This is a genomic window from Mesorhizobium sp. WSM4887 (genome assembly GCF_029625865.1).
Lineage (GTDB): Bacteria > Pseudomonadota > Alphaproteobacteria > Rhizobiales > Rhizobiaceae > Mesorhizobium.
The window spans coordinates 784029-798964 of the sequence record NZ_JARTVP010000001.1; the positions used below are offsets into that span (position 1 = coordinate 784029).

17 protein-coding genes are annotated in these 14936 nt (G+C 63.9%); 5 read left to right on the forward strand and 12 right to left on the reverse strand.

Annotated elements, in window-relative coordinates; all coding sequences use genetic code 11:
* Positions 1-73 precede the first annotated feature (73 nt).
* Positions 74-934 carry a LysR family transcriptional regulator gene (locus P9230_RS03795; protein WP_164757270.1) on the forward strand — a complete coding sequence of 287 codons (861 nt, stop codon included), beginning with the start codon at positions 74-76 and terminating at the stop codon, positions 932-934.
* Here the strand turns inward: P9230_RS03795 and P9230_RS03800 are convergent.
* From P9230_RS03800 to P9230_RS03810, 3 genes are read right to left on the reverse strand one after another with little or no spacing between them, the layout of a single operon-like run.
* Positions 926-1465 (reverse strand): GNAT family N-acetyltransferase, encoded by a 540-nt coding sequence (locus tag P9230_RS03800; RefSeq protein ID WP_278115840.1) that lies wholly within the window; start codon positions 1463-1465, stop codon positions 926-928. The genes P9230_RS03795 and P9230_RS03800 overlap by 9 nt on opposite strands.
* 37 nt (positions 1466-1502) lie before the next feature.
* Positions 1503-1811, reverse strand: coding sequence for a hypothetical protein (locus tag P9230_RS03805; RefSeq protein ID WP_127217415.1), 309 nt, complete (start codon positions 1809-1811; stop codon positions 1503-1505).
* Between the two features lie 4 nt (positions 1812-1815).
* Complete coding sequence (locus P9230_RS03810; RefSeq protein ID WP_278115688.1) at positions 1816-2382, reverse strand: XRE family transcriptional regulator; 567 nt, start codon at positions 2380-2382, stop codon at positions 1816-1818.
* 152 nt (positions 2383-2534) lie between these two features.
* On the opposite strand from P9230_RS03810, the gene P9230_RS03815 reads away from it, so the two are divergent.
* Positions 2535-4364, forward strand: coding sequence for an ATP-binding protein (locus P9230_RS03815; RefSeq protein WP_095802668.1), 1830 nt, complete (start codon positions 2535-2537; stop codon positions 4362-4364).
* Between the two features lie 208 nt (positions 4365-4572).
* Here P9230_RS03815 and P9230_RS03820 read toward each other — a convergent pair whose 3' ends face one another.
* Together P9230_RS03820 and miaA are read right to left on the reverse strand one after the other, a co-directional pair.
* Complete coding sequence (locus tag P9230_RS03820; RefSeq protein WP_066990920.1) at positions 4573-5364, reverse strand: GGDEF domain-containing protein; 792 nt, start codon at positions 5362-5364, stop codon at positions 4573-4575.
* Between the two features lie 122 nt (positions 5365-5486).
* Positions 5487-6431 carry a tRNA (adenosine(37)-N6)-dimethylallyltransferase MiaA gene (gene miaA, locus P9230_RS03825; RefSeq protein WP_278118330.1) on the reverse strand — a complete coding sequence of 315 codons (945 nt, stop codon included), beginning with the start codon at positions 6429-6431 and terminating at the stop codon, positions 5487-5489.
* Between miaA and serB the strand changes: the two genes are divergently transcribed.
* Together serB and P9230_RS03835 are read left to right on the forward strand one after the other, a co-directional pair.
* Positions 6421-7308, forward strand: coding sequence for a phosphoserine phosphatase SerB (gene serB / locus P9230_RS03830; RefSeq protein ID WP_127241927.1), 888 nt, complete (start codon positions 6421-6423; stop codon positions 7306-7308). The genes miaA and serB overlap by 11 nt on opposite strands.
* Positions 7305-7877, forward strand: a complete 573-nt coding sequence (locus tag P9230_RS03835; protein ID WP_067323220.1) for a GNAT family N-acetyltransferase — start codon at positions 7305-7307, stop codon at positions 7875-7877. Before serB ends, P9230_RS03835 begins: the two co-directional genes overlap by 4 nt.
* 41 nt (positions 7878-7918) lie before the next feature.
* Here P9230_RS03835 and P9230_RS03840 read toward each other — a convergent pair whose 3' ends face one another.
* The 6 genes from P9230_RS03840 to P9230_RS03865 all read right to left on the reverse strand — a co-directional run bounded on the left by P9230_RS03840 (position 7919) and on the right by P9230_RS03865 (position 13603).
* Positions 7919-9430 (reverse strand): DegQ family serine endoprotease, encoded by a 1512-nt coding sequence (locus P9230_RS03840; protein ID WP_067323217.1) that lies wholly within the window; start codon positions 9428-9430, stop codon positions 7919-7921.
* 143 nt (positions 9431-9573) lie between these two features.
* Positions 9574-9759: a DUF2065 family protein gene (locus tag P9230_RS03845; RefSeq protein WP_095783779.1), complete on the reverse strand. Its 186-nt coding sequence runs from the start codon at positions 9757-9759 to the stop codon at positions 9574-9576.
* A gap of 6 nt (positions 9760-9765) precedes the next feature.
* The gene (locus P9230_RS03850) at positions 9766-10728 is read right to left on the reverse strand and encodes a protease modulator HflC (RefSeq protein ID WP_278087830.1); all 963 of its coding nucleotides are present in this window, start codon (positions 10726-10728) and stop codon (positions 9766-9768) included.
* Positions 10728-11825: an FtsH protease activity modulator HflK gene (gene hflK / locus P9230_RS03855; protein WP_095824892.1), complete on the reverse strand. Its 1098-nt coding sequence runs from the start codon at positions 11823-11825 to the stop codon at positions 10728-10730. Before hflK ends, P9230_RS03850 begins: the two co-directional genes overlap by 1 nt.
* A gap of 246 nt (positions 11826-12071) precedes the next feature.
* Complete coding sequence (locus tag P9230_RS03860) at positions 12072-12590, reverse strand: dihydrofolate reductase (RefSeq protein WP_278053121.1); 519 nt, start codon at positions 12588-12590, stop codon at positions 12072-12074.
* Entirely contained in the window at positions 12590-13603 is a 1014-nt protein-coding gene (locus tag P9230_RS03865; protein WP_278117502.1) for a DUF4424 domain-containing protein, read from the reverse strand. Before P9230_RS03865 ends, P9230_RS03860 begins: the two co-directional genes overlap by 1 nt.
* A gap of 178 nt (positions 13604-13781) precedes the next feature.
* On the opposite strand from P9230_RS03865, the gene cobF reads away from it, so the two are divergent.
* On the forward strand, positions 13782-14555 hold the full coding sequence (gene cobF, locus P9230_RS03870; RefSeq protein ID WP_278053124.1) for a precorrin-6A synthase (deacetylating): 774 nt from the start codon (positions 13782-13784) through the stop codon (positions 14553-14555).
* Positions 14556-14572: 17 nt separating this feature from the next.
* Here the strand turns inward: cobF and P9230_RS03875 are convergent, their stop codons facing one another.
* Entirely contained in the window at positions 14573-14914 is a 342-nt protein-coding gene (locus P9230_RS03875; RefSeq protein WP_066990897.1) for a winged helix-turn-helix domain-containing protein, read from the reverse strand.
* Between the last annotated feature and the right edge of the window lie 22 nt (positions 14915-14936).

Consider the following 14936-nt stretch of genomic DNA (forward strand, 5'->3'; position numbering starts at 1 on the left):
AAGGCATAATTCAAATTATTGTTTTTCAGCCAATGCCGCCAAAAACCTAATGACTGGAAAAGCTGCCGATCCCATGCCTCCGCTCGACTGGCTACGCAGTTTCGAAGCGGCTGCGCGCCTGTCGAATTTCACCGCCGCGGCCGCCGAGCTCGGGCTCACGCAAGCCGCCGTCAGCCAGCACATCCGCTTTCTGGAAGAGCGTCTCAAGACGCGACTGTTCGCGCGGCTGGCACGCGGCGTGGCGTTGTCGCCGGAGGGCGCCGCCTATCTTCCCCATATCCAGTCGGCATTCGCGATCATCGGCAGCAGCACGCGCGAGTTGTTCGAGCCACGCGTTTTGCAAACCGTCACCATTCGCGTTCCGATTTCTTTCGCGCTGCTGGTGCTGGTCCCGGCTCTTCCCGATCTCGCAAAGGCGCTGCCGTGGATCAGGCTCGATCTGGTGACCATCCATCGGCCGACGGACTACGACGAGGCAGGCTCGACGCTCGACATCCGCTTCGGCAACAGTTCATTTTCCGGGCGCGACGCCGACCGGTTGACGGTCGAGCGGCTCGTTCCGGTCGCGGCCCCGACCTTGGCCGGAAATGCCGAATGGACATCGCTGCCGCTGCTGTTGGTGGCGGGCGCGCGCGAGATGTGGGCGGAATGGTTCGCAGCCTCCGGCCTTGCCGGACACTCCCAACGCTCGCATCGCTTCGACAGTTTTGTCGCCGCGATGGAGGCGGCGAAGTCCGGCGCCGGAGCGCTGCTGGGCTCGCGGCCGCTCATCGAGGCCGCGCTAAAGGACAATCTCCTTGTCAGGCTTTCCGATTTCGAGCTCTCGAGCCCATCGGGTCACTTCCTAACATGGCCATCGTCATCGCGGCTGTCCGGCGCCGAACAGGATTTTCGCCGCTGGCTTTTGTCGCGTCTCGCCAGCATTTCAGCATAGCGCCCGGGCTGGCTCCCCTATCCGCTTCCAATAGATGAGCGTGCCGGTGAGCCCACCATGGGGTTTTAGCGCATAGTCCGGAATCTCGCCGGTCAGCGAGAAGTCGAGTTTTTCGTAAAGGCCCCCGGCCCCCTCTTCGCTTGCTGTGTCCAACACCAGCAGGGTGCGCCCTTTTTTGACCGCCAGTTCCTCGGCGGCCCGCATCAGGCCGGTGGCAATACCTTTGCCGCGATAGTCGAGGCGGGTCATCAGCTTGGCAATCTCGGCGCGGTGCGGTTGGTTGGGCGGGCAGTCGAGAAGCAGTGAGACGGTGCCGGCAAGCGTCTTGCCATCCCATGCGCCCAGCACCGCCCGTTCTCCGCGCGCCGCGGCAGCGAGCGATTTGCGCCAGAACTCATGGGCCGCATCGGGAGACAAGGGATGCATGAAGCTTACCGATCCGCCGGCGGCGACTGTCTCGATCAGCAGGTCGGCAAGCATCCCGCTGGTTTTTGCGTCGTCGTTCAACGCCCTGATTTCAAGGGGTTTCATGTCGGGGGTCTCCAGGTGATAAGGTGTCGGGCCGCGGTCATGCGAAATGACTGCTCCGACTTCGGCGGCGCGCCCTTCGGATTTCCGCGATCCGCTCGGCATCGTCCTCGCTGAGGTGCCGCCCGCGCTCCAGGATCTCGAGCGTGTATTCCTCATAGGTGAGCCCAAGCCGCTCGGCCTTTTTCAGCCGCATCAGCATGACGGCATGGCTCGGCGCCTTCCAGGCTTTGTCGTGGGCGGTGCGCCAGGCAAGAAAGATGTAGGGGTCGCCCTTGCCCCAGGGCGGACCTTCGTAGTCGTCGAGAGGCGGCCCGCCATTGTGAGACCGTTCAGGCCGGCGTGCCATGCGATCAGCCCCGGACCAGCGCCACCAGATACTCGGCGGCTTCCGGTCCCGGAGCGTGGAAGGTGCAGTCCGACGGGGCTCCGAGCGCCAGGCAGTCGCCCGGCTCCAGCCTGTGCACGACATTGCCTTCGGTGAAGTCCAGGCGGCCGCCGATCAGCCAGATCTGCTGCTTGATGAAGGCATAGGACGCTGCCGGGAAATCGACCTTGGCGCCTGCCGGCAGGCTGACCCGGATCAGCTCGAGCGGCATTTGCGTTGCAGGCGACAGATGGCGTCGCACATAGCCGGTCGCCGGATCCTGCCAGACCGGCTGCTCGTCCTTGCGGGACACGCTGCCGCCCTGCATTTCGGCGCGGGTAATCAGCGTCGAGAGCGTCATGCCGAAAGCCGACGCGATGCGCACGAGGAGCGCCGCGGTCGGACTTGTCAGGCCGCGCTCCATGGCGCTCAGCATCGCCTTGGAAACGTCGGAACGCTCGGCCAACTCGGCCAGCGACCATCCCCGCAAATCACGCTCGGAGCGTATCCGCCTGCCGATCGTGGACGTGATGTCGTTCGATATATCAGTCATTCATCCAATATATCGAAATTCCGGGATGAAGGAAGAGGCTGGTCGATCGCATTTTCGCGAGTGGTTTAACGGGACCTACACCATCCGACCTCACGCGGCTTTAACCCCGATTGGGATAGCTTTGACCCCGAGGGGAATGGGACAGGTAACCGATGTTTGTTGAACGCGAAGCCTCCATTGGGGAGCCGACCTCGCAGGAGCGCCGCGACGCCCAGCAGAGCGACAAGCGCATCCTGGGCAACGTCGTGCAATGCGACGGTGCGCGCGCTACCATCAGCGCCTATGCCGAAGATGCCGAAGGCACGGTGACCGGCCTGTGGACCGTCGGCAAGATGATTTCCATCAACCTTGGCGCGACGCGAACCGTTGGCCTTGTCTATGCGATCGGCAAGTCTGACCGCGCCTGGAGCAATGAGGGTCAGAACGCAATCGAGGTCAGCATCGAGCTGATCGGCGAGGTGCGCGACGGCACCGAGCCCGGCGCCAAACCGGTCTTCGACCGCGGCATCACCACCTATCCGCATATCGGCGCGGTTGCCCACCGTATCCGCAGCCGCGACCTGCAGGCCGTCTACGATCTCGCCGGCCGCCATTCGATCACCATCGGCACACTGTCCCAGGACGAGGCGATCGCCGCCAACATCGCTGTCGACGACACGTTGGCGCGCCATTTCGCCATTGTCGGCACGACCGGCGTCGGCAAATCCACGGCTGTCTCGCTGCTGTTGCGCAAATCGATCGAGGCGCGGCCCGATCTGCGCGTGCTGATCCTCGACCCGCACAACGAGTTTGCCGCCTCGCTTCCGGAATACTGCGTGAAGGTTGATTCCAAGACGCTCGACCTGCCGTTCTGGATGTTCAGACTGGAAGAATTCGCCGAAGTTCTGTTTCGCGGTCGCGAGACCGTTCCGGAGGAAGTCGACGTCCTGCGCGACCTCATCCCGGCCGCCAAGAACCTCTATCGCAACCCGAGCTCCGGCTCGTATATCAGGCGCGGCAGCGATGCGCTGACGGCGGACACGCCGGTGCCTTACCGCATCGCCGATCTGCTCAAGCAGATCGACGAGCGCATGGGTCTGCTCGAAAGCAAGAACGATCGGCCGACACTGAAGTCGTTGAGGACGCGCATCGAATCGGCCGCTTCCGACCCGCGCTACCGTTTCATGTTCAATTCGCGGCTGATCGAGGACACCATCCACGAGACGATCGGCAACATCTTCCGCGTACCGAACCATGGACGTCCGGTGACCTGCTTCGAGATGGCGGGCATGCCGTCCGAAGTCGTCAATTCGGTCTGCTCGGTGCTGGCGCGCCTCGCCTTCGACCTTGCGCTCTGGAGCGAGGGCCGGCTGCGGCTGCTCCTGCTTTGCGAGGAAGCGCACCGCTACATGCCTGCCGATCCGCGTCTCGGCTTCGCGCCGACCAGGCACGCTTTGTCGCGCATCGCCAAGGAAGGCCGCAAATATGGCTGCTATCTCGGCGTTGTGACCCAGCGTCCAGGCGAGCTCGATCCGACCATCCTGTCGCAATGCTCGACTTTCTTCGCCATGCGGCTCGCCAACGAGCAGGACCAGGCGATCATCCGCTCGGCGATCGCCGATTCCTCGGCCTCGACGCTGGCGTTCCTGTCCTCCATGGGCCAGCGCGAAGCCATTGCCTTCGGCGAAGGCGTGGCGACGACCATGCGGCTCAAATTCGAGAAACTGTCCCAGGAATTCATTCCCGGCACAGCGAAGCGGGAGCAGGCCTTGCCCGCGGATTCCGGCGACGATGTCGATCTCGCCGGAATTGTCGAGCGTCTGCGCAACGTGCCGAAACCGCAGCAGTCGATAGCGTTCGCCGAAGCCGTCGATACCGGGCGCCAGGCTGGCGACCCCGACTACCGCAAGCCATCGGCGCCGCGCGTGCAACCGGACGACGATTTCGACATGCGTTACGGCCTGAGGCCCTCGACCTTCGGCATGCGCCAGCAGAACGACTAATCGTTCTGCATCTTCGCGCCGACTGAGTCCCGGGCTGAGTCGACTGAAGTCGCTTTCGAGAACCGGAGCGGACATATAGTCCGTGAGCACGCGCATGACCCCGAAAATCGAGAACGCTTTTCGGAAAGGATCATAGGAGACGCGCGGCGCGGTAGAAGCGCAGAACACGGCTCCAGGCGGCCAGCGTCAAGAATTTGATCATGGAATTTCAGGCGCAGACGCGGTTGCGGCCCTGCTTCTTCGCCTCGTAGAGCTGCCGGTCGGCGCGGCGATAGAAGTCCTCGGCACTCTCCTTGCGGTCCCAGACGGCGAGGCCGACGCTGGTGGTGACCTTCAGCCGCACATTGCCCGACATGATCGACAGGTTGGCGATCGCCTTGCGGATGCGCTCGGCGAACCGCGCGAGCAGTTCCGCATCCATGTTGGGCGTGACCACGGCGAACTCCTCGCCGCCCAGCCTCGCCACCACATCGTGATAGCGGGTCATGCCCCGTACGCACTGCGCGACGGACCGCAGAACCTCGTCGCCGACATCGTGGCCATGCGTGTCGTTGACCTGCTTGAAATGATCGAGATCGAGGATCATCAGGCCCACCGGCTTGTCGATGCGGCCGAACTCGTCGAGATATTCCCGCAACGCGTCATCGAAGTAGCGGCGGTTCTGCATTCCGGTCAGGCCGTCGGTGAGTGCTGCGTGCTCAAGCGTTTGCGAACGGGCGCTCAGCGACACCGTCATGGCGCGCAACTTGCCCTCTTCCCTCACCTGGCCGCGGATCAGCGGGTAGATGAAGAAGGTTCCAAAGAACAAGGCAGCAGCCAGCAGCGCACCGGTCACGAACAGCAATTTGTTGAGATAGGCGATTCTGTCGAGACGCGATGCGGTGTCGAGAGCGGTCGCGATATCCTGCAATTGGCCATAGGCGTGAAAGGTCACCAGGCCGGCGGCCAGGATCACGAAGATAAAGACGAAAAACGCCGATTCCGCCTTGTGAAAACGCATAACGCCCCGCGGTACTGCGACCGTCGCCGTTATGGCATGCCAGGCCTTACGGACGGTTAACCCGGACAACCGTGACGGGAAGCTGCGCTCACAATTCCAAGCCCTGATCAAATCGCATTCTATCAGTCCCCGATTGACCATTTCTCGCCCGGGCGTAACCTTTGCCACTCCGGCCCCAGTTGGTGTTTGAACCAGGTCGTCTGCCGCTTGGCATATTGGCGCGTCGCGATCTTGGCTCGCTCAATCGCTTGGGGAAAGCCCATGTGTCCGGCCATCGCGGCCTGCAGCTCGCGCACGCCGATCGCCTTCATCGCCGGCAGGTTCGGATCGAGGTCGAGTGCCATCAACTGCCTGACCTCGTCGAGCGCGCCCTTGTCGAGCATTTGATCGAAACGCGCCCCGATACGCGCCACCAGTTCGCCGCGATCCGGCTCGATCACCAGGAAGCGTGCGCTGTCGCGGTCGATGAGCGACTGGCCGCGTGCCGCTTGCCATTCAAGGATCGACCGTCCCGACGCGTCGAGCACCTCCAGCGCCCGCACAATGCGCTGGCCATCGGTCGGCCGGAGCTGCATGGCGACAGCCGAATCCTGATGCATCAGTACACGGTGCAGCCGTTCTGCCCCTTGTTCCTTGAGTTCGTAGCGCCAGCGCTCACGCACCGAAGGCGGAATGTCGGGCATGTCCGAGATGCCTTCGGCTAAAGCTCGGAAATAGAGCCCGGTGCCGCCGACGAAGACAGCCGGCCGGCCGGAGAAAATACCTTCCGGGATCAGCCCGGTGACGTCGCGCAGCCAGGCGCCGGTCGAGTAGGCTGTCGAAGGATGCACGTGACCGTACAGATAATGCGGCACGCGCGCCGTTTCGGCCGCGCTCGGACGCGCCGTCAGCACGTCAAGAACCGAATAGCCCTGCATGGAATCGGTGTTGACGATGACGCCGCCCTTGCGCTCGGCGATGTCCAGCGCCAGCGCCGACTTGCCGCTGGCGGTCGGCCCCGCTATCAGGATGGCGTTTTTCACGCGGCCTTCGCCCGCCTGCCTGCCGGAATTTTCGATGCCTCTGATCGCCACGCTTGTGTCCAATCCCAAAGACCGCCGAGTGTCGGTCCCGCTTGCGAATATCGCCTCGCGAGCGGCAGGCGCAAGCGCCGTTCATTGGCTGGCCGAGGATGTCGCCTGCGATCTGGTTTTGCCGGAGACGCCCGACATCGGCGCATTGACGGCCAATCTGCGCGCGGCATTGGCCTCCGAGCCGGTCGACATCATCGTCCAGCCGGCTGAAGGCCGGAGGAAGAGGATCCTGCTTGCCGATATGGATTCGACCATGATCGCTCAGGAATGCATCGACGAGCTTGCCGACGAGATCGGCGTCAAGGACCGTGTCGCTGCGATCACCGCGCGGTCGATGAATGGCGAGATCGCATTCGAGCCGGCCTTGCGCGAACGCGTCGCCTTGCTGAAGGGCCTCGACACGGCGGTGGTCGACCGCATCATCGCCAACCGGCTGACGCTGGCCGCCGGCGGCCGCGCGCTGGTGCAGACCATGCGTGCCAACGGCGCCTGGACGGCGCTGGTCTCAGGCGGCTTCGACGTCTTCACCAACCGCATCGCCGCAATGCTGGGCTTCCAGGAGAATCGCGCCAACCGGCTGATCGAGGATGGCGGCAGATTCACCGGCACGGTGGCCGAGCCTATCCTCGGCCGCGCCGCCAAGGCCGAGGCGCTGCTCGACATCGCGGCAAGGCTGGGCGTGACGACGCAGGATGCCGTTGCCGTGGGCGACGGCGCCAACGACCTCGACATGATCCGCCTGGCCGGCACCGGCGTCGCGCTGCACGCCAAGCCGGCGGTGGCTGAGCAGGCAAGGATCCGCATCGACCACGGCGATCTGACCGCGCTGCTTTACCTCCAGGGCTATCGCCAGGGCGAGTTCGTGCAATGAAGCCGATCCGCACCGAGCGCCTCATCCTGCGCAATTGGGAACAGCGCGACCGCGCGCTCTTCCATCGCATCAACTCGGACGAGCGCGTGATGGAATTTTTTCCGTTCCGCCGCGACCGGGCCGCGGCGGACGCAAAGATGGACGAGCTCCGCGCCTGGATCGATGAGGATGGCTACGGTTTCGCCGCCGCCGAGATTGCCGCCACCGGCGAGTGCATCGGCTTCGTCGGCCTCCTCCAAACCGATCATGTGCCTTCCCTGCCGGCCGGCACGATCGAGATCGGCTGGCGGCTGGCACCGGAATACTGGCGCAAGGGCTATGTCACCGAGGCATCCGAAGCCTGGCTCTCCTTCGGTTTCGAAACGCTGGAGCTGGACGAAATCGTCTCCTTTGCCGTCGTGGAAAACCATCGTTCGATCGCCGTCATGAAGCGGCTCGGCATGCGCGCCGACCCGGGCGCCGATTTCGACCATCCCGCCGTGCCGGACAGCCACCCTCATCTTAAGCGGCATGCGCTGTACCGGCTGTCGCGCGACGACTGGCAGGCGCGAAAAAGGGCGGCCCGCTAGCCGCCCATTCTTGCAAATCAACCCGTTCGGGCTCTCCGGAATCAGTCCATCCGGATCGTCACGAAGCGCAACTCGCCGGATTTCGAGGCGAGCATCAGCAGCGCGTTCTTGCGGCCCTGCTCTTTCAGCGCCCCGATCCGGTCCATGACATCCTTTGGCGTGCCGACCGATTCCTGCGCGATCTCGGTGATCACCTCGCCGGGCTGGATGCCGCGTTCGGCGGCGGCCGAATCCTTGGCGACGTCGGTGATGACCACGCCCGACACATCGGCCGCGATGCCGAATTTCTGTCTGGTCTGCTCGTTGAGCTCGCCAACGGTCATGCCGAGCACCGAAGCCGTCGACACAGGAGCCGCCTTGTCGCCCTTGTCCTCGCCGGTACTGCCGTTCTCGCCGCTGGCCAGCTTCTCGCCGTCCTCGAGCCGGCCGAGCGTCACCTTCACTGTCTGCTCGACGCCCTTGCGCACGATGACGACGTCGACGGCCTTGCCGACCGGGCTTTCGGCGACGACGCGCGGCAGGTCGCGCATTTCGTGGATGTCCTTGCCGTCGAATTTGATGATGACGTCGCCGGCTTGAACCGTGCCGTTGTCGACCGGTCCGCCCTTGATGACACCGGCCACCAGCGCGCCCTTGGCCGTCGCCATGCCAAGGCTTTCGGCGATGTCGTCCGTCACCGGCTGGATGCGCACGCCAAGCCAGCCGCGCCGCGTTTCGCCGAACTGGCGAAGCTGATCGACGACGCCCGCGGCGAGCTGCGAGGGAATGGAAAAGCCGATGCCGATCGAGCCGCCGGACGGCGAGATGATCGCCGTGTTGATGCCGATGACCTCGCCACTGCTGTTGAACAGCGGACCGCCGGAATTGCCGCGATTGATGGCGGCGTCGGTCTGGATGAAGTCGTCATAGGGGCCGGAATTGATGTCGCGGTTGCGCGCCGAGACGATGCCGACCGTGACCGTGCCGCCAAGACCGAACGGATTGCCGATCGCCATCACCCAGTCGCCGACGCGCATCTTGGTGGAATCGCCGAACTTCACCGCCGTTAATTTGTGGCCCTTCGGATCGACCTTCAGCAACGCGACGTCGGTCTTTGTATCAGTGCCGACAAGCGTCGCCTTCAGCGTCACGCCGTCGGAGAAATTGACCTCGATGTCGTCGGCATCGGCGATGACGTGATTGTTGGTCACCACGATGCCCTGCTCGGCATCGATGACGAAGCCGGAGCCAAGCGACTGCACCTTCTGCCCGCCGCCCTTGTCGCCGCCGCGGTTCTTGAAGAAGTCATCGAAAAAGTCCTGGAAGGGCGAGCCTTCCGGAAGCTGTGGCATCGGCACCGCACCGGGGCCTTCCGTGCCTTTGACGGTTTGCGAGGTCGAGATGTTGACCACCGCGCCGAGCAGGCGTTCGGCGAGGTCGGCGACGGAAGGCGGCGCGTCGGAGGCGATCGTGGGCGTGACGAAGGACGGGACGGCAACTATGCCGACGACAAATGCGGTGGCGCCGGCGAAAAACCTGCGCCGCGCCGCGCGCAACAGGGTGTCGGATATCATCGTGGCCTCCCGGCGTTTTGAAAAAGAAAGGCGCTTCCGCAAAGGCGCCCGTCAATTCATGTTGGCAAGAAATAAGGCACGTTTGCGGCTATAGCTATCGGCGGAAGATAAATCGTCAATCGCCTCGGCACCAAGGAATTTCATCAGCCGCGAACCAGCCAGACGATGGCGACGCCAAGGGCGATTGCAGCCAATCCGGCGATCCGCAGCACATTCTCCGGCAACGACAGCACCTCCGCCGCCAGTTTCCTGGCCAGAGCCGGAAACCCGCCATAGACCAGGCCCTCGATGACGAGGACCAGGCCGATAGCCGCGAGGAAATCCTGCACCGTCCGCTACTGGGCGCTGCCGGGTTGCGTGGCCGGGGCTGCCGGCGCCGCGGGCGCGGGCTGCGGTGCCGCCGGCTGTCCGGGCTCGGGCTTGCTTTCCGGATCGCGGAAGAAACGGAAGAACTCGGAGTCGGGCGACAGCACCATGGTGGTTCCGGTGCTGTCCAAGGCCGTGCCGTAAGCATTCATCGAGCGATAGAAATCGAAGAAGCCCGGGTCTCGCTTATAGGCTTCAGCAAAGGTGGCGCTGCGCTGCGCCTCGCCCTCGCCGCGCAGGATCTCCGATTCCTTCTGCGCCTCGGCGATGATCTCGACGACCTCGCGGTCGGCCCTGGCTTTGATACGCTGCGCCGCCTCGTTGCCGCGAGCTCTCAGCCGCTCGGCTTCCGCCAGGCGTTCGGCTTTCATGCGATCGTAGGTCTGCTGCGATACTTCGGCGGTCAGATCCGTCCGGCGGATGCGCACATCTTCGATGTCGAGGCCGAGCGACGTCGCGTCCGGACGCAGTTGGTCACGCACCTCGCGCATCATGACGCCGCGTTCTTCGGAAAGTGCCGCCTCGAAATCGCGCAGACCATAGACGCGGCGCAGCGCCGCATCGAGCCGCGTCTTCAGCCGGGCTTCGGCGAGTTCCACCTGCCCCGATACCGCCGCGCGGAACGTGCGCGGATCCGAAATGCGGTAGGCGATGAAGGCATCGACCTCGTAGAACTTGCCGCCGGAGACCTGAACGCGGATATTGTCGAGGTCGAAGCGCATGACTTTTTTCTCGATCGTCTGAACGCTGTCGGCATCGAAGAAGGCGAATGGCGCCTTGAAATAGATGCCCGGCTCGGTCTTGACGTCGATGATCTCGCCGAACCTCAGCACGATTGCCTGCTCGCCCGCCTTGACGACGAACACCGACGAATAGAGCAGAAACAGAAGGACGGCCGCGATGACCGCGATGATGGGAAGACGGTTGGCCATCACTGGTTACCTCCCAGCGCAGGCGCGGGCGGCGCCTTGGGCTGCAGTGCCGGCAGCGGCAGATAAGGAAGCACACCCTGCCCGTTGCCCTGCTCGACGACGACCTTGTTCGAGTCCTTCAGGATCCTCTCCATTGTTTCCAGGTAAAGGCGCTTGCGCGTCACGTCGGGCGCCTTGGCGTATTCGTTGTAAACGGAGATGAAGCGCTGCGCCTCACCTTCGGCTTCCTGCACGACCCGGTTCTTGTAGGCGGCGGCATCTTCGCGGATCTGGGCCGCCTCACCGCGCGCCTGGCCGAGCTTCTGGTTGGAATATTGATTGGCCTGCTCGACGAACTTGTCCTCGTCCTGCTCGGCGCGCTGCACTTCGTCGAAAGCATCGGCGACCTCGCGCGGCGGGGCGGCGTCCTCGATGGAGATTGCGTTGACTTGCAGACCCGTCTTGTAACCATCGAGCGTGTTTTGGACGATCTCACGCACCGATGTGGCAATACCCTGGCGATCGTCGCGGAAAATATCCTGCGCGGGGCGCCGGCCGACGACCTCGCGCATGGCGCTTTCGGCCACCTGCGTCAGCATGCCGTCGGGATCTGAGACGTCGAAAAGATAGGCCCTTGGATCGGAAACCTGGTAGGCGACCGAGAACTGCACATTGACGATGTTCTGGTCGCCGGAGAGCATCAGCCCGGAGCCGCTGCTCGCCCCGCCGCCGATGCTGACGAGCTGCTCGGAAATCTTTGCCGTTTCGACCGTTTCGATCGGCCACCAGTGGAAATGCAGGCCTGGCTGCGAGAGCTCGGCCTTCGGCTTGCCGAAGCGCAATTCGACCGCGACCTCGTCAGGCTGCACGGTATAGATGGCCTTGAAAGCCCAAAGCACGACAAGCGCGAGCGCGATCAGCCCGAGGACGGCCGGGCTGGCGCCGCCGCCTCCCGGAAGAGCGCGCCGCAGCCTGTCCTGGCCGCGGCGGATGATGTCCTCGAGATCGGGAGGCGAACCGGGCGGGCCGCTCGGGCCTTTCGGTCCCTGTCCCCAGGGCCCCTGATTGCCGCCGCCGCCCCATGGGCCGCCGCCACCGCTCTTGTCGTTCCAGGGCATGAATGTCCTTTCGCTTCGGTTCCCTCAGGCCTTGCGGCGCGATCCTAGCGCATGACCTCGAAAACCGATATCGGTTTTCCGAAAGGAATCATGCGCCAAATCAAAGTTTTACGGCGGCCTTCTTGCGCGTCCGGTTGGAAGCGTGGCGCTGTACCCTCGTTCTTCTATAGGGACGCCGTGACGCGCTTTCAACGCGATCCGCTGCGCGCACCTGCGATTTGAGCCGTCAGCGACCCTTTGTCCTCGTCAGTGACCGTCGCCGCGGCGCTCGTAAACGGTATAGCGTGTCGCGTGGCTGTCCTTTTCGCCCGCCGGAAAATCCTCGGATCGGACGATCCGCCAGATCGCGGGGTCGATCGGCGGAAAATGAGCGTCGCCATCGACCGCGGCCAGCACATGGGTGACGTGGAGACGATCGGCCAGCGGCAGGGCCTGGGCATAGATCTCGCCGCCGCCGACGACGCAGATCTCCTCGGCACCTGCCGTGCAGCGGCCGCGCACCTTGGCCAGCGTGATGGCATCGTCGAGCGAATGGGCGACTTCGGTGCCCTCGGATCGCCAGTCTCTGGCTCGCGTCACCACGATGTTGAGCCTGCCGGGCAGCGGCCGGCCGATGCCCTCATAGGTCTTGCGGCCCATGATGAGCGGCTTGCCCATCGTGTCGGCCTTGAAGCGTTTCAGGTCGCTGGAAAGCCGCCACGGCAGCCCGCCTTCGCGTCCGATCACGCCGTTCTCGGCAATGGCCACGTAGATCGCGATGTCCATCAGCCGCCGTTCCCACTATTGTCCGACGGCTCAAGCAGCAAGATGCCGATATCGTGCTCCGGATAAAAATCCTTGGCCGTCATCTCGAACGTCGTCGGACCCACCTTGCGGACATTGTCGCCGCAGAAGGAGACCAGATTCTTTGGGCTGCCCTTGTCGATGGTAAGCTTGAAGTTGCCGATACTGCCGGACGCCCAGTTGCCGCCGGTGGTCAGGACATAGGCGATGCGGCTCTCGAAATATTTGGGATAGCCGTCGGGATTTTCGTTCGCTGCCTTGCGCACAGCGTTCTCGAACGCGCCGTCCATGCAGTAGCGGGTCTTGTAAGTGTCGTACTGCCCCTGGAACTTGCCGTCGTAATAGAAGCTGACCGATGACGTGCCGCCGACGCTCGGCTTGTAGCGGTGCCAGACATGGATTTGCTTGTTGGCCGGGAAGGTGGAGCGCCACCAATAGGTCGAGCGCAACTGCCAGAACGGCGCGTAAGCGGTTTGCATGCCCGAACCATCATCGGCGGTGTCTTCGACGATGATGCCGCGATCTTCCCAATCCTCGGCGACGTCCTTGGGCAGCTTTGCCAGCGCCGCCTTGGCGGCGTCGCCGAACGGATAGAGCGGCACGTCGTGCGCCTTGAGTTCCGCGGTGATGTCGATGCCCAGCGCGAACGCCTTTTGTTCGAGCTGCGGGTTGGCGTCGACGCCGTCGATCGTCACCTCGAAGCCGAGGAAATTGTCGCTCTGCGCTTCCGGGATCGCCGGCATCTCGTTCGGGTCGCCCTCGATGTCCGGCATCGGGAAGGCGACGATCGCGCTGACGTCCTTGTCGGTAGTGTTGCGGAAAACGTAGTCGAAGGTCACCTTTTCCGGCGAGATGAAGAGATCCTCGCTTTCCATGGCAACCGCATCGCTGCGCGACAGGATCAGCCCGCCGGTGCCAAGCTCGGCAACGGAATCGTTGGCGAAGGCAGGTGCAACCGAGAATGCCAGCGCTGCGGTCAGGATAGTGCGTGTCATGGCTCCCCTCTCTCGACGGCATGACCGGGATCATGCGGATGCGCTTCCATCTAGAGCAATTCCAGGAGAAGTAGCTAGAGGCGTTCAGCGTTTCTGCCGACCGGCCGAGTTTTGCGTTCCCGCGTGCCTGCCTGCCCCCGTCTGGACACCGGCCGCCCGATCGGGCAGGAGGACGCCTATGCGCAAGCTTCTCGTCATCGGCATCGGCGCCGGCAATCCCGACCACATGACCGTACAGGCCATCAACGGCCTGAACCGGGCCGACGTGCTGTTCGTTCCCGACAAAGGCGCGAGGAAGAACGACCTCGCGGAACTCCGTCGGCAGATCTGCGACCGCTTCGTCACAAACCCGAAGTCGCGCCGCGTCGAATTCGACGTCCCGGTTCGGGCCGAGCCGACATCGTCCTATCGCGTGACCGTCGACGACTGGCACGAGGCGATCGCCGAAATCTATGAAGGGCTGATCGGCAACGAGCTTGCCGAGGACGGCTGCGGCGCGTTCCTGATCTGGGGCGACCCCTCGCTCTACGACAGCGCGCTGCGCATACTGGAGCGCGTGCGCCTGAGGGGCAATGTCGGTTTCGAGCTCGAGGTCATTCCGGGCATCACCGCGATCCAGGCGCTGGCCGCCTCCCACGCCACGGCGCTCAACCGCATCGGCGATTCGATCCTGGTCACCACCGGCCGCCGGCTCACTGAGGAAGGCCTTCCCGCGAATGCCGGGAGCACAGTTGTCATGCTGGACGGCAAGTGCGCCTTCAACACACTGGTCGACCAAGATGTTTTCATTCAGTGGGGCGCTTATCTCGGCACGGCGGACGAGATCATCCTTTCCGGCCGCCTCGGCGATGTCGGCGCCGAAATCGAGAAGGTCCGAGAGGAAGCTCGGCGCAAAAAGGGCTGGATCATGGACACCTATTTGCTCCGCAAGCCCGGGGAGCCGGAGGAATAGGCCCCTTACAGGCCCAATCAACCGGCGTCGATCTCGGCCTGCAACGCCTGCATATGGACGGCCGCCGCTGAAGCCGCCGCGCGCTCGATCGCTCTGAAACGGCTGACGACGGCGAGACCCACGGCGGTCAATTGCGCGCCGCCGCCTTTTCGGCCGCCGGTCTGCGCCGCCACCAGCGGCTTGCCGAACACCCGGTTCATGTCCTCGACCAGGTCCCAGGCATGCTTGTAGGACATCTCCATGCCGCGCGCCGCGGCCGAAATCGAGCCGAAAGCGGCGATCTGCTCCAACAATTCGATCTTGCCCGGACCAATTCGTCCGTCAGGGTCGAGATTTATCCGCAGGCTCAGCGATGGCATCCTTTGTCCTCTGCGATCATGT